Source organism: Bacillus sp. K2I17 (genome assembly GCF_002209985.1).
GTDB classification, from domain to species: Bacteria; Bacillota; Bacilli; order Bacillales; family Bacillaceae_G; genus Bacillus_A; species Bacillus_A wiedmannii.
The window spans coordinates 122738-138445 of sequence record NZ_NJGF01000004.1 but is presented as its reverse complement, the minus strand read 5'-3'; the positions used below and the strand labels follow the sequence as shown (position 1 = coordinate 138445).

Sequence of the window (15708 nt, the reverse complement as noted above, 5' to 3'; positions counted from 1 at the left end):
TATACACTATTTCCTTATTAAAAAAGATAATCTTATTTGTATAAATCGGTTTCTATTGTTTTGCGCCTTTCAACGACTCTCTCAGGACAAATTTTTGTAATTTCCCACTCGCATTACGAGGCAGTTCATCCACAAATAAATAGTGACGTGGACGTTTATAATCTGCTAATTCATCACTTTCTTTACAATATATTTCCAATTCTTCTTCTGTAATCGCTTCATCTTTCTTTACAACAACAGCCACAACACGTTCTCCCCATAATTCATCTGGCTCACCAAGCACCGCAACATCTAATATACCAGGATGACTATGTAGAAAATCTTCAATTTCACGTGGATAAATATTAACGCCTCCGCTAATTACCATATCATCCACACGATCTGCGACGAATAAATAGCCATCTTTATCGAAGTAACCTAAATCACCAGAGTGATACCATCCTTTATACATCGATTTTGCATTTGCTTCTTCTCGGTTATGATAACCAGCCATCATAGTTGGGCCGCGTAAAATAATCTCCCCTACTTCATAAGGAGGTAATACATCATCTGGTTCTGCTGGTGCATCATCATTTGGTTTTACAATGCGGATTTCATGACTAAAGCACGGTGTTCCTGCTGAACCTGCTTTCGTAATTTGATCTTCTTCTACAAGAAACGCAACAACTGGTCCCATTTCTGTCATTCCGTATATTTGTACGAGATCAATATAAAGACGTTCTTTACATTCCTTCACTAATGCTGGAGCCATTGCCGCTCCTCCATATATACCAATCTTCATCGATGTTAAATCGTACTGCGTTAAATCTTTTTGCAGTAACATATTCCACATCGTCGGTGCTGCAAAAAATGTCGTAATCTTCTCTTCTTGAATCGTATGTAATACTCTATCCGTATCAAAGTGATGTAAAATAACATTCTTTCCACCAACTTGAATACGCGGAATGATTCCAGCATTTAACTCACCGCAATGATATAAAGGCGCCACTACAAGCCCAGCACTATCTCTATTATATTTTAAGAAATACGTACAAATCATACTATGCTCAGCCATTTCACGATGGCGATGTAGCACGCCTTTCGGATGACCTGTCGTACCGCTCGTATATAGCATAGAACAATAATCCATTTCATCAATTTCGATATCTACTTTGTCAGAAGATGCTGCATTCACTTTTTCATGGTAAGAACTAGCATAGGAAGGTGTATCGTCTTCTACGTACCAAAAAGACGAATTTGGAAAATCTCGTTCAATGATAGCAACAGTTGATTCAACTGCTTTTTCAAAGACTACTACTTTCGAGGTTGCATCTTGGAGGATATAAGATAATTCTTTTGCTTTTAAGCGGAAATTAATCGGGTTAAAGATCGCTCCAATTTTCGCACAAGCTAAGTAAACGTTTACAAATTCACGGCAATTATATAAGTAAACAGATACAGTATCTCCCTTTCTTACCCCTTCTTTCAATAGAGCTTGCGCCGTTTTATTTATTTGCTCATCCCACTGTTTATATGTCCAGCGAATATTTTTTTCCGGCTCTACTAACGCCTCTTTATTCGGATACTTACCAACAGCTAAATCAAATATTCTCCCTATCGTCATGTACATGCCAACAATTTCCCCCTTTTCTCTTTCATAAATCTATCATTTCGTCTATAAGTAGACATTGTCCTCTAATGATTTGACTAATTTTTCTGATTATTATCGACATAGTTTTACAAACAGTGTGGTCTCTTGATAAATGAAATTATAGCCACTTACTCACAACAATATAAAAAAGAGGCTATTCCAACTCGGAACAACCTCTTTCTTCTTATACGAATAGCTCTTCTAAAATTTTCAGTTTGTCTTCTGTATATTTTACGAAGCCATCGTTATATGATTTTGGATCTTTCGGATTTGCGAAGTGCGTAATTGCGCCTGTCTTCGGATGAACAAATTTACTTGATGCACCACAGCCAAGTCCGATAATCGATTGAACTTCTTCCATAATAACAATGTTATAAATACTTTCTTGCGTCGGCATTGCATAACCAACGTTCTCTAAGTTACCTAAAATATTCTTTTGACGATATAGGTAATATGGTACGTAATTATGCTTTTGCGTCCACTCTTCTGCTTCGTGCATCATCGCTGTAATTTCTTCGCGACCAGCTACTTTATATTTACGTTTGTTTTGCGTCATTTCAGAAGCACGTTTGAATGATAACGTATGAACTGTTAACGATTCTGGCATTAACTTTTCTGTTTCATCTAACGTATGCTTGAAAATATCTAGCCCTTCACCAGGAAGACCAATAATTAAGTCCATATTAATATTGTTCATTCCCATTTCACGAGCTAAGTGATACTTCTCAATTGTTTCTTCTACAGTATGATGACGCCCAATTGCTTTTAATGTCTCTTGATGGTATGACTGCGGATTAATACTAATACGGTCAATGTTCCATTTATTTAACACTTCTAGTTTTGCTGGCGTAATTGTATCTGGGCGACCTGCCTCAACTGTTACTTCACGCACATTTTTCACATCTGGGAACGCTTCATACATTTCTTCATACAGCATATCCATCTCTTCTGCTGTAATACTTGTCGGTGTACCCCCGCCGTAATAAATCGTCGTAACTGTTACACCTTTTTCTTTTAAAAACTTACCAATTTCCCGAACTTCATAATGTAAACCACCTAAGAATGAATCAACAGAGCCTTGGCGTCCGTTAATTGCATACGCCGGGAATGTACAATATGCACATTTTGTTGGGCAGAATGGAATACCGATATAAATACTTACTTCCTCTTTCAAACGGTATAAATCCGGAACTACCGCTAATTGGCAATCCACAATACGCTGAAGAAGTTCAATTTTCTCTTCATGAATTAAATAGCTTTCACGAAGTTCTTGGTGTGCTTCTTCTTTTGACATACCACTTTGAAGCATTTTATGAAGAAGTTTTGTCGGACGAACTCCTGTTAAAATGCCCCAGCTTTGTTCAAGACCAGTTAACTGCTGAAGAACAGAAAGATATACATAAGAAACAACGTGCTTCACTTGCTTCATACGCTCTTTTTCATCTGTGAAAGCAGATAAATCTTTTGCGAAAGTTTCTTCATACACATTTCCAGTAGCAACATCTGTTAAACGAGCAGATGCTTTCACATTCTCTTCAATGTGTATATCAACGATAAGATTTGCTTCCTCTTGTTCAAATCCAATCGTACTATCTTCAAAAAATAAGCCGCCAATATTTTGCAGCGGACGTAAAAAACGATCATCTTGTAACGTTTTAATTGAAATTAACAACATTATCACCTTTTCATTTGCAAACTCTCTTTAGTTTACTTGAAGGGCGTTTGTAGGTCAATACAGAAGGTTTTACCTTATTTCTATATCCTATTTAAAACAAACTGAATATTAGTTTTTCACGAACTTTTCCTAGTTGTATAGACATTACAATATGCTCTTGTTACAATCTAGAACGTATTAATACTTGCTACTAATTTAAAATACATCTAAAGGAGGACTGTTAACACGACATATATACTATAACGTGTTAAAAAATAACTATGAAAAAAAGGTTTTACAACATTTTAGCACTATCTTTGGCATTACATGCATTTATAGCACCTACCCATTCATTCGCAGAAAATATAGAGAAAACTGCGGAATTGTCTATTGATGAACAAGCGTTAAAAAGCATTGAAGAACATGCAAAACAGCATAGACATGACGAAGAAAACGACCTTGAAATCTCGGGTGAATATCTTCTCCACTTATCAACAAAACTTCCACTATACGATGCAAACGACTTAAAAACCAAAACAAATATTGAAATTGCTGAACCAGTAGTAAAGGCAACAAAGAAAAAAGGTAATACATATTACGTACAAACTACATCCGGTTCTGGTTGGGTTAATAAGGAAAATAATAGTTTAGAAGTACAAGAGATTCATAAACTTTCAAATCAAAAACTAATTGTGAAAGACGAAACATCAATATATTCATTCCCTTTCCAATCGTTTAAAGAAGAAACGACATTACAGCCACAAACAGTAGCTCCTACTGAACAAGCTGGAAATTGGTTTAAAATTCAACTGAACGGAACTGAGAAATGGATTTATGCTCCTTCAGCTACATTTGAAGGTACAAAAGCATCATTATTTGAAAAAACAGGTTCTATCGAAAAGAGAAGCGCAACTTTCTTCAAAACACCATCTAATTTGCCTACAAATAACGTTTATGGTGTTACATTTAAAGAAATGATCGTTCCAAAAGGGAATGAAAACATTCGTCCTGGCTACGCAATGGAACCGAAATACATTACAATTCATGAAACTGCTAATACAAGTAAAGGTGCTAACGCGTTAAATCATGCGAAGTACTTAGATAGCCAAGCACGCGGAAATACTGATCGTTCAGCATCTTGGCATTTTACAGTGGATGACAAAGAAATTTATCAACATCTTCCATTAAATGAAGTTGGTTGGCATGCTGGAAATAAGACAGGAAACTATGAATCTATCGGAATTGAAATTGCTGTGAATAGTGATGGGAATTATACGAAGGCGGTAGAAAATGCCCGAAAATTAGCTGCTTATTTAATGAACGAATTAAACATATCTCTAGATCACGTGCAAAAGCATCAATTTTGGAGCGGAAAAAACTGCCCTGCATTTATGATTCAACGCGGACAATGGGATGCTTTCTTAAAAGGCACGAACGCTTACTATAATGAACATCGTAAAGAGGTTATGCCACCGCCAGAAGTCCCTCATGAAAAAGATGACATTACAGGTGGTTGGTATGAACAAGACATTCGTCAATTAGCAGCTAGGAAAATCATGTTCGGTGATGGAAATGGTTCTTACTGGCCAAACCGCCTCGTAACACGAGCGGAGTTTGCAAATTTAATGTCGCGAGCTTTAAAATTACCGGCTGGAAACGCTAAATTTACAGACTTAAACGAAGCACATCCATCTTTAGTAGACGGAATTAATCGTGCAGCTAGCGCAGGTATCATTAATGGTCGTGGGAATAATAAATTTGATCCGACTGCTACAATAACACGTGATGAAGCTGTTATTATGATTGACCGTGCATTAGAATATAACTGGATTTATAGAAAAGAAGTGAAATTACCATTCACTGACCAAAATTTAGCATACGATAAGAAAGCATTACAAAATGTTTACGCATACGGCATCGTAAAAGGGAACGAGCGCAATGAATTCGTACCAAAAGGCACAGCAACACGTGCTGAATCAGCCGCATTTTTAAATCGAATGCTTAAGGTTATTGAAGCTTAAACAAAAAACTAAAAGGCATAAGAGATAACATTTCTCTTATGCCTTTTATAAAACTATTAACTATTTTTAATCATAAATCTAAGACGTATCCCTAATAAAACAAGAGCAAAACCAACGAATGGAAGATAATTCATATCATGTCCTGTGGCTGGAAGGCGTTGTGCATGAGACGCACCTTGTCCTTTTTCTGGTGAGGTAGGTTGTTCTTTATCTACGTTTACCATTCCTTCACCCGGTTTCTCTGTCTCTTCACCTGGCTTTTCTGTTTCCTCACCCGGTTTCTCTGTTTCTTCACCTGGCTTTTCTGTTCCCTCATCTGGTTTCTCTGTTTCTCCACCCGGTGTTTCTGTTTCTCCACCCGGTTTCTCTGTCTCTTCACCTGGCTTTTCTGTTCCCTCACCTGGTTTCTCTGTTTCTTCACCTGGCTTTTCTGTCTCTTCACCTGGCTTTTCTGTTTCCTCACCCGGTTTCTCTGTTTCTTCACCTGGCTTTTCTGTTTCTTCACCTGGCTTTTCTGTTTCTTCACCTGGCTTTTCTGGACCTTTTTCTGTCTCTTTTTCATTCAATACTTCTTGTTTCGCTACTTTATTAGCTACAACATTTACTTCTACTGTAACCTCTAACGCTTTGTAGCCTTCCGGCGCTTTCGTTTCTTCTAACGTATACTTTCCTGGCACTAAGTTTTCGAATTTCACAACGCCGTCTTTATTCGTTGTTTTCGCCTCTCCAACTACTTGACCAGTTTCATTTTTTAGCTTAAATTCTGCACCTTCTAGAACTTTTCCACTCTCTGCATCCTTTTTGATTACTTGTAAGCTTCCTAGTTCTTTTGCATTTTCTACTTGTACTTGTACTACTTTGTTTGCTTCCACAACGACTTCAATTTCTTCTTTTAACAACTTATATCCTTGTGGTGCTTTCGTTTCTTTTAATGTGTATGTTCCTGGTTCTAATTTCTTAGAGGTTACTTTACCAGTTTTATCTGTTCGTAACGTCTCTACTTTTTTACCATCTTTGTACACTTCAAATTCTGCATCTGATAATACTTTCGCTTTATCTTCTGCATCCACTTTTACGATTTCAAATTGACCAAGGCTCTTACTGTTCGTTACTTTTACATCAATAACTTTTTCACCATCAACTGTTACATGAATTACTTGTTTTGTTAACTCATAACCTTCTGGTGCTTTTGTTTCTTCTAACGTATATTCACCAGGCACTAGTCCGTCTACTTTAACGATTCCAGATTTATCTGTTGTAATTCCTTCTTTTACAACATTTCCTTTCACATCTTTCAATGTAAATTCTGCGCCTGCTAAACGTTTCGCTTGATCTTTATCATCCGTCTTAATAATTTGTAGAGAACCTAAGATTCTTTCGTTTTCTGCCTCTACTTTTACTACTTCTTTCTCGTTTTGTATTGTTACTTTCCATTCTTTATTTGAAAGCTTGTAACCTTCTGGTGCTTTCGTTTCTTTCACTGTATATTCACCTAATGGTAATTTTGGTGACATCACTTTTCCATTCTCATCTGTTTTCAGTTCCGCTACCATTTTACCATCTTTATATACTGTAAATTCTGCACCTGATAATACTTTCGCTTTATCATTCGCATCTACTTTTACAATTTCAAATTGACCTGTTACTTTTTCATTCATAACTTCTTGTTTTACTACTTCATTTGCTACTACGTTTACTTCTACTGTTACTTCTACTGCTTTATAGCCTTCCGGCGCTTTCGTTTCTTCTAACGTATACTTACCTGGCACTAAGTTTTCGAATTTCACAACGCCGTCTTTATTCGTTGTTTTCGCTTCTCCAACTACTTGACCAGTTTCGTTCTTCAGTCTAAATTTTGCGCCTTCTAGAACTTTTCCACTCTCTGCATCCTTTTTGATTACTTGTAAGCTTCCTAGTTCTTTTGCGTTTTCTACTTGTACTTGTACTACTTTGTTTGCTTCCACAACGACTTCAATTTCTTCTTTTAATAATGTATATCCTTGTGGCGCTTTCGTTTCTTTTAATGTGTATGTTCCTGGCTCTAATTTCTGAGAGATTACTTTACCTGTTTTATCTGTTCGTAACGTCTCTACTTTTTTACCATCTTTGTACACTTCAAATTCTGCGTCTGATAATACTTTCGCTTTATCTTCTGCATCCACTTTTACGATTTCAAATTGACCTGTAGCTTTTTCAACAGTTTTTTTATTCAACACATCTACAGTCACTGTTTTATTAGCAGCTACATCAACATGAACTAAGCTAGATGATAGTTCGTAACCTTTTGGTGCTTCAACTTCTTTTAATGTATATGTTCCAACTGGAAGTTGTTTTGATAAAGCTTCACCTTTACCATCTGTAATAATTGTTTCGACAACGTTCCCATCTTTATCTATAACATCAAATTTTGCACCTGGTAAAAGTTGACCAGATTCACTATCTTTTTTCAATAATTTAAATTGACCATTTTCTACTTTTTTCGTATTCTTCATAACAAATTCAATTATGTTTGTATTATCAATTGTTACTTTTACTGGTGTATCAACTTTTATATATCCTTCTGGTGCACTAATTTCTTTTACAAAATAATCACCAAATGGTAAATCTTTAACTTCCGCAATACCCTTTTCGTTTGTTGTAACAGTAGCCACAACATTATTATCTTTGTCTATAACATCAAATTTTGCGTCTTTTAAAACAATGTTTTCATCGTTTTCATCAACTTTTTTAATTTGTAAATTTCCTTTTTCAGCTGCCGGCTTTTTCCACTTTGGCCAGTTAAATTTAAAATTATGAACCTCAAATCCATCTCTTTGGTGTAACCCACCAACAAAGGCTTGTCCGTTAATAGAGCCACCCTTTGTCTCTACAACTGCATTAGGCGCAAATACACTTCCTACTACACCATATCCTTTAGTTGTTATCTTTTTAGCATTAGGGAACACCCAAATGACTTTACTAGCTAACTCAGTAAAAAAGGAATTAGGGTCATATGCTTGAGAGGTATTAACTAATGTGAACCCGCCCTTATCTGTCGTATCATACAGGATTGCACCGCCACCAAAATTAACTTCTTCCGCATCTGAATGAATAACAATAAAATCTTTGTTATTTACATTTGGAAGATAAACATCCTTTACATTGAATGGTTCTTGCCCTTCTAATCCTGAAGAGACATAAATATTAGGATTATTTACATCTTCACCGATTCCAAAGGTCATACCCGATTTTGGTTTATCAGTGTGTAATTGGCCCGCATCCTCAATTACACTATCAACATCTTTTCTAAACTCTTTAAATTTCGCATCAATCTCCGCTTGCTCTTTATAAGAGATACGGTCATATGATGATTCCATTGCACCTTCTGGGTCACCATCTTTTGTCATCGCCACTGTTCCATCTTGGATAATTACTTGTCCTGTTCCCGCTTTCGTAAATTGACCGCCTAGTAATAATGACGGATATCCTTCATCTACCCATGTCGCCCCAGCTAAATTATTCGCTCCAGTTGCAGCCGCTAAGACTGTATAACTTGATGCATTCATATTTTTTTGAACAGCCATCGCACCCTCAATATCCGCACTCGTTGCACTATGATCTCCAAAAATGATTGCATTGTAATAAGATACATCACCTAAACCTTTTAATTCTGTTGTAGCTGCCTCTGCTTTATACGGTAAATGGATTAAAAAATTCATACATACTAGTAACACAACTATAAAACTACTACTTAATTTTTTTATTTTTTGATTAAATGATTTCCTCAAAAAATTCATTCCCCCTTTTAAACTTCCTAAAACCAAACAAAAAAGCATCTTTCATATGTACCAAGCCTTACTCACAATAACTTAAAATCATCCATTTAAATAAAAACAAGAGACTCTACAACTGCTTAATAAAATTACTACAATTCATTTTTGAGATAATACGTGAACTAAACTATCATGCGGAAGTATTTTTTGCATATGGAGCTCAACAAAATTAATCTGAAGAATATTTCATGTGGTGTAACTATTTTGGCAACATCACCCACTTTACAACAGTTTTCTAAAGGATTCAAGTAAATTGTATAGATTCCAGACACAATTCACCTTCATGAAACGCTTTCATTCCTAAAATAAAATGAAAGAAAAACGTAGCCCAAAAGCTACGTTTTTCTTTCATCGTTTCGGTGTATTTTTATGATTTTTCAAAAATGGAAGCGGGAATTGCTTACGGAAATGTTCTTTAATCATATACTCTACACCGTTCTCACTATTTGAACGTGTAATCCAGTCTGCTGCTTGTTTTAACTCTACAGGCGAGTTCCCCATCGCTACACCAAGCCCTACATTTTCAATTACTTCTAGATCTTCTAAACTATCTCCAATCGCAACCATTTCGTTTAGCGAAATATTTAAATGCTCTCCAAGCAATTGTAATCCGCGTAATTTTGATACATTTTGCGGCAAAATTTCTATTCGTTTTGAATCACACTCAATATACTCTATATCTTGGAATGCTTTTCGTAATGTATTTAACCCTCGTTCTTTTTCACCTTTACTTTGGAAAATCACATCAATTTTTGGTGCAGCTACTGGATGATCACGAAGCGCATCACCTAACGAGTCTACAAACTGAACCGGATAAAATAACGGATCTGCACTTGATAATACAGTACGCGCAATTAAGTTTGGTGTATTCCTCTCCCGATTTCCGATTGAAAACCGTTCATGAGAAATGCGGATGTTACAATCAAAGTGCTCTAATACTTGCACAATGTTAAACGTCTTCTCTTCCGATAATCTTCTTTGAACGTACGGCTTATCTAACGTTGCTGAAACGAAAGCACCACCGTGTGTCACTAGGATAGAATCTAATTTTAACGCCTTTGCAACTTTATGAGCAGACTGAAAATTACGGCTCGTAAATAATGTAACGTATACATCTTTTCTTTTCACAAATTCAATTGTTTCTCGTAATCCTTTTGCAATTTTTCCGTTGTTGTATAGTAGTGTCCCATCTATATTAAGAGCTAGTAAGCGATAAATCATGTCGCACTCCCCCTCTTCGCTGTTGTACTCTATCCATAATTTATGAAATAAATGTAGCAAATAGAACGAGTTAGAATTACTACTGAAAATTTGGTTTACTATATACATATACACTCAGTAAAGGAGATAGTACAATGCAGGCACCACCTTCCTTTTATGAAGGCGATACGTTAGAAGTCGCAAAAAAATTACTCGGACAGAAACTTGTACATATTGTAGACGGAGTAAAACGAAGCGGAATCATTGTAGAAGTAGAAGCATACAAAGGTCCCGATGATAAAGCAGCACATAGTTACGGAGGTAGACGAACGGACCGTACAGAAGTCATGTTTGGTGCACCGGGACATGCTTACGTATATTTGATTTATGGTATGTATCATTGTTTTAACGTCATTACAGCGCCAGTTGGCACCCCGCAAGGTGTTCTCATTCGAGCCCTTGAGCCAGTAGATGGAATCGAAGAAATAAAACTAGCACGCTACAACAAAAGCGACATTACAAAAGCGCAGTATAAAAATTTAACGAACGGCCCTGGCAAACTATGCCGTGCCCTCGGAATTACTTTAGAAGAACGAGGTGTATCCTTACAAAGTGATACATTACATATTGAACTCGTCCCAGAAGAAGAACACCTATCATCACAATATAAAATAACAGCAGGACCTCGTATTAACATCGACTATGCAGAAGAAGCTGTACATTATCCGTGGCGTTTTTATTATGAGGGACATCCGTTTGTTTCAAAGAAATAAACGATCTCAACAAGGAATATTAATAAAAGAAGACTGTTCCATAATGGAACAGTCTCTCCTTTTTACTCCGAGCCTTCCGCAGTCGCAATATTATCCTCTAAGTTTTCTCTTGATAATTCAGCCGCCATAAAATCAGCTGTTTCTGGAAGTGCTAAATGCATATGAGCTTTTTGGCAAATTTGGATCGTACAGTTTTCAACAACATAATCGAAAACATGTCCGCCTCCGCTTCTTGCATCGTCAATGTAATGTAAGTGGAAACCAGCTACACCAATACCTTGCGCGTAATCTGGTGTCCAAAATCCAGCAAGCGTACCTTCTGTATGTTTAAATGAAAAGATTGGTTGTGATTTCGTCACTTCAACGAGCGGTGTATACGGTTTTTCTTGTCTTGGAACAGTTCTCGTTCTTACTTCACGGAACGTACCGTCCATTCGAATACCGTAAAATAAGTTTTTACTTGGCATTAATTCATGTAATAATGCCTCAACTTCTTCACGATTCATCGGACGCTCTACTGTATAACTCATTTCTTTTTCAAAAAACGTTACAGTCGCAAACGGTGTTGTTTCTTCCGGTTCTACTTTTTCTGCTGAACCGTCTGAACGTAAATGATAAAATTCGTTATCGAATGCAATCATTTCACCATCTAATTGATCAAATGTGCCGATGCCGAAATCACCACGTTCTTTCAATTCCTCAAAGCTAATTACACCATCATATATACCATCTAATAGCGCAAGCATTGTAGATGTTTGATATACTTCATTACTCGTTTTCGTTCTTTTTGCATCAATATCAATGAATTGTGCAACAGTCATCTCAATCATGCCTCCATTAGTTTAATTGGTTTGGTAATAATTTTTCGCTTAATTTAATGTTGTCACGGTAGTCAATTGGAACATCAATAATGACAGGGCCGTCTGCTGCTAGTGCTTCTTTTAATACACCTTCTAATTCATCAGGCGTGTTTACACGAAGACCCTTTGCACCGAAACTTTCTGCATATTTCACAAGATCGACATCGCCAAACTCTGTAGCTGATGTTCTACCGTATTTCATCATTTGTTGGAATGCAACCATATCATATGTACCATCTCTCCATACAAGATGTACGATCGGTGCGTTTAAACGTACCGCTGTTTCTAATTCCATCGAAGAGAATAAGAAACCACCATCACCTGACACGGAAACAACTTTCTTGCCCGGTTCAACTAAAGTAGCGGCAATTGCCCAAGGAAGTGCAACACCTAACGTTTGCATACCGTTACTAAATAATAATCTACGTGGTTCATAAGAACGGAAACATCTTGCCATCCAAATAGAATGTGAACCGATGTCACATGTAACGGTTGTATCGTCACTAATTAAAGAACGAAGTGTACGAATCACTTGAAGCGGATGCGTAACACCTTCTGAAGCACGGTTTGGAACTTCTGCTTGTTCTGATAATTTCGCACGTAATCGTTCTAACACTGCTTCTGATTTCGAACTTAATACAAGTTTCGGTAATTTTTCTGCAATGCTATTTACAGTTAAAGCAATATCACCAATTAATTCGCGCTCTGGTTGGTAATCATGGTCGATATCTGCTTGATGGTCATCAAGATGGATAATCGTTCTGTCTCCAAGTTTATTCCAGAATTTCGGATCATACTCAATTGGGTCATAACCGATCGAAATAACAAGGTCTGCTTCTTCTAGTAAAATATCACCTGGTTGGTTACGGAATAATCCAACACGGCCGAAGAAATGATCTTCTAACTCACGCGAAATTGCACCAGCTGCTTGATATGTTTCAACGACAGGAAGTTCTGTATCCGCAATTAATTCACGAACGGCTTTCGTCACTTCATTTGTGCTCGCTCTCATACCGAGTAAAATAACTGGTAATTTCGCCGATTTTATTTTTTCTACTACATATGTAATTTCATGTGTGGGAGCGATTCCAAGCTGTGGCTTAGAAAGCGCACCGATAGACTCTACAGTCGTTTCCGCTGTCATAACGTCTTGCGGAAGACTTACTAAAGTAGCTCCTGGATTTGTGGAAGTCGCACTTCGGAATGCATTTGATAATGCTTCTGGCACATTATCAGGATGCTCTACTTCTACGCTATATTTTGTGATTGGTTCGAATAGTGCAGCATTATCCATAGATTGATGCGTACGTTTTAATCGATCCGTACGTGGAACTGCACCTGCTAAAGCAACAACGGGATCACTCTCCGCATTCGCAGTAACAAGACCTGTCGCTAAATTCGATGTCCCTGGTCCTGAAGTTACAAGACATACGCCCGGTTTCCCTGTTAATCTACCAATAGCAGCTGCCATAAATGCTGCGTTTTGTTCATGACGACAAACAATTAACTCTGGTCCTCTTTCTTGCAGTACATCAAATACAGAGTCAATCTTCGCTCCTGGAATACCAAAAACATGTGTAACACCTTGTTTAATTAAACAATCAACAACAAGATCTGCTCCTTTTGTTTTTGTCTTCACGTCGTTTGCTTTTACACCTGTACTCAAACTAATCATCCCTTTATTTCATAATGTGTGTAATAAAGATTTTAAATTTCACCTAGTTAATTAATGTGGTGAAGTATTATTTATTATTATATTACAAATGCATTATTTTTCCAACAATATGAATTTGACATCATTTTGATAACCAGTAAGGAATGCGCTTACAACCCTTTATTTATCTTGAAATAATATTTTTATAACTTCTCTAAAAATGTACAAAAAACTTCCATCTTGTCACAGTATTAAAAACATAACAGTACCTTGCAAAGAACACTAGCAAATGATATATTTGTAAATATTGGAATACCCATTAATTGGAACACGCTTTGTAATTCGTATCCCCCTTTCAAAATATAGCATTCTCAACTTTAATCCATCATTCTATAAAGGAAAGTGATTGTTATGAACAAAAATGAATTTTTGGAACAACTTAATTCTTCCCTGCGGAATATGCCTAATGCAGAAAAGAAAGATATTATTTCAGAGTATGAAACTCATTTTATCAGTGGTAAACAAGATGGGAAATGTGAAGAAGAAATTGCTAGAAAACTAGGAAACCCCAAAACGATCGCGAAAGAACTTAATGTTTCCTATGCAATAAGCAATGCTGACAAGAAACGAAGCTTCAAAAATATGATAACCGCACTATTTTCTGTTATGAGCTTAAGTGTTTTAAATTTTACCTTTATCATTATCGCCTTTTTCGTACTACTCTTTTTATTACCGATTCTTCTAGCACTTATCATTGCTACTCCACTATTAATCATTTCACCTATTTTATTAATAGGGTTAGGATTTTTTAAAGGGTTTCATCAAATCAGTTATTCCGATGTTTACAATGTGTTCATCGCTTTTTGCAGCGGTTTACTCATATCCGTCATATGTTACCAAATAGTAAAACATCTATACGCAACTTTAGTAAAGTATTTGAAATGGAATATAGCTATTTTACAAAGATAATAATGAATATAAAAGGAGATTAAAATGAAGAAGTATACTTTATATCTACTCATGTTACTTACAATTTTATTTCTATCAGCTTGTTCAAACAGTGCACAACATAAGGAAGAAAACGATGTGCAATCTATTAAAGATGTAACGATAAAAATTCCAGAAACTATATTCACTTCCTCAAAAAAGAATGAAACGATTAACGAAGACGAAATGAAACAAAATATAAAAACGTATTTAAATTATAGCGGAGAGTTAGACGAAAACATCGTTCCACTTTCGTCAGCCATGTCTGACGAGGAAGTCACGGAATCCGATCGGAAGAAATTAAAACAACTAGTAGATTTAGCGCAACAAAACGATGCGAATTTCCTTAATTTTATTAGTAACAATACGATTCCTGATGATTACAAACAGCCTTCGAAGGAAATTCATGATTACATTTCAGCGTCTACGGCACTTTCAGTGGAACTAGAGCAAGAATTAGATAAACTCGCGCAAGATGGTAACTTATTCAAAACTGATTTTTCTTTTACAAAACGCTTTGAGAAAGTGAATGGTAGAAAACAAAAAGAAATTGAAACATTTTTGAAGGAAAAGAGTATTAAGACGGAGTATTTCCACAAATAACAAACAAAAAAGACGCCCCTATACAGGGGCGTCTTCCACTATTACGCTTGTTGTTGCGCGTTATATAATTCTTCAAGTGGCTGCATGATAATTTTGTTAACGTCAGTGATAACGATGTTTAAACGTTGCTCAGTTTCCATTAACTTTGTGATTTTAGCATCTTGTTGAATGCGAGCTACAACTTCTTGTGCTTTTTGGTTATCTTCTTCAGTGATTTCTTGACCTTGCATCATTTTTTGTTGTAGGCCAAGTTGCATTGTGCGGAACTCATCGAATAAGTTCTTTGAATTTGCATCACCTTGTACTGCTGCGTAGCTTGCTTTTAATGTTTGGAAATCTTCGTTTTCAGCGATTGCTTTTTGTAATTCATATGCAACATCATGAATGTTTTTTGTCATTTTATTTTTCCTCCTTTAGAAGGCTAGCACTTGTCATGCGCACTGCCTTTTCAGTGCATTTACATACGCACCTCTTCTTACCATATCAAACTATGCAAGAGATGTGAAGAAATTTC

The 15708-nt window shown here is 36.4% G+C and carries 11 protein-coding genes; 4 read left to right on the top strand and 7 right to left on the bottom strand.

The genetic code is table 11. The features are described 5' to 3' along the window. Positions 1-52: 52 nt before the first annotated feature. Positions 53-1609 carry a fatty acid--CoA ligase gene (locus tag CER22_RS07385; RefSeq protein WP_088608463.1) on the bottom strand — a complete coding sequence of 519 codons (1557 nt, stop codon included), beginning with the start codon at positions 1607-1609 and terminating at the stop codon, positions 53-55. Positions 1610-1814: 205 nt separating this feature from the next. Then, positions 1815-3305, bottom strand: coding sequence for a coproporphyrinogen III oxidase (locus CER22_RS07380; protein WP_002007015.1), 1491 nt, complete (start codon positions 3303-3305; stop codon positions 1815-1817). Positions 3306-3565: 260 nt separating this feature from the next. Here CER22_RS07380 and CER22_RS32450 point away from each other — a divergent pair, with 260 nt between their 5' ends. Beyond that, positions 3566-5305, top strand: a complete 1740-nt coding sequence (locus CER22_RS32450) for an S-layer homology domain-containing protein (RefSeq protein WP_142293439.1) — start codon at positions 3566-3568, stop codon at positions 5303-5305. A 56-nt stretch (positions 5306-5361) separates the two neighbouring features. Here the strand turns inward: CER22_RS32450 and CER22_RS07365 are convergent, their stop codons facing one another. Beyond that, positions 5362-9072, bottom strand: a complete 3711-nt coding sequence (locus tag CER22_RS07365) for an MSCRAMM family protein (RefSeq protein WP_142293438.1) — start codon at positions 9070-9072, stop codon at positions 5362-5364. A 393-nt stretch (positions 9073-9465) separates the two neighbouring features. Continuing rightward, positions 9466-10338: a Cof-type HAD-IIB family hydrolase gene (locus CER22_RS07360; RefSeq protein ID WP_088062118.1), complete on the bottom strand. Its 873-nt coding sequence runs from the start codon at positions 10336-10338 to the stop codon at positions 9466-9468. Between the two features lie 134 nt (positions 10339-10472). Between CER22_RS07360 and CER22_RS07355 the strand changes: the two genes are divergently transcribed. After that, positions 10473-11090 carry a DNA-3-methyladenine glycosylase gene (locus CER22_RS07355; RefSeq protein WP_088608462.1) on the top strand — a complete coding sequence of 206 codons (618 nt, stop codon included), beginning with the start codon at positions 10473-10475 and terminating at the stop codon, positions 11088-11090. 62 nt (positions 11091-11152) lie between these two features. Here the strand turns inward: CER22_RS07355 and alsD are convergent, their stop codons facing one another. Further along, entirely contained in the window at positions 11153-11911 is a 759-nt protein-coding gene (gene alsD, locus CER22_RS07350) for an alpha-acetolactate decarboxylase (RefSeq protein WP_088608461.1), read from the bottom strand. Positions 11912-11927: 16 nt separating this feature from the next. Further along, entirely contained in the window at positions 11928-13616 is a 1689-nt protein-coding gene (gene alsS, locus CER22_RS07345) for an acetolactate synthase AlsS (protein ID WP_087985754.1), read from the bottom strand. A gap of 399 nt (positions 13617-14015) precedes the next feature. Here alsS and CER22_RS07340 point away from each other — a divergent pair, with 399 nt between their 5' ends. Together CER22_RS07340 and CER22_RS07335 are read left to right on the top strand one after the other, a co-directional pair. Then, positions 14016-14573 carry an HAAS signaling domain-containing protein gene (locus tag CER22_RS07340; protein WP_088608460.1) on the top strand — a complete coding sequence of 186 codons (558 nt, stop codon included), beginning with the start codon at positions 14016-14018 and terminating at the stop codon, positions 14571-14573. Between the two features lie 24 nt (positions 14574-14597). Next, the gene (locus CER22_RS07335; RefSeq protein ID WP_088608459.1) at positions 14598-15194 is read left to right on the top strand and encodes an NDxxF motif lipoprotein; all 597 of its coding nucleotides are present in this window, start codon (positions 14598-14600) and stop codon (positions 15192-15194) included. Between the two features lie 41 nt (positions 15195-15235). On the opposite strand, the gene CER22_RS07330 is transcribed toward CER22_RS07335, so the two are convergent. Then, positions 15236-15592 (bottom strand): YlbF/YmcA family competence regulator, encoded by a 357-nt coding sequence (locus tag CER22_RS07330; RefSeq protein WP_048545636.1) that lies wholly within the window; start codon positions 15590-15592, stop codon positions 15236-15238. Between the last annotated feature and the right edge of the window lie 116 nt (positions 15593-15708).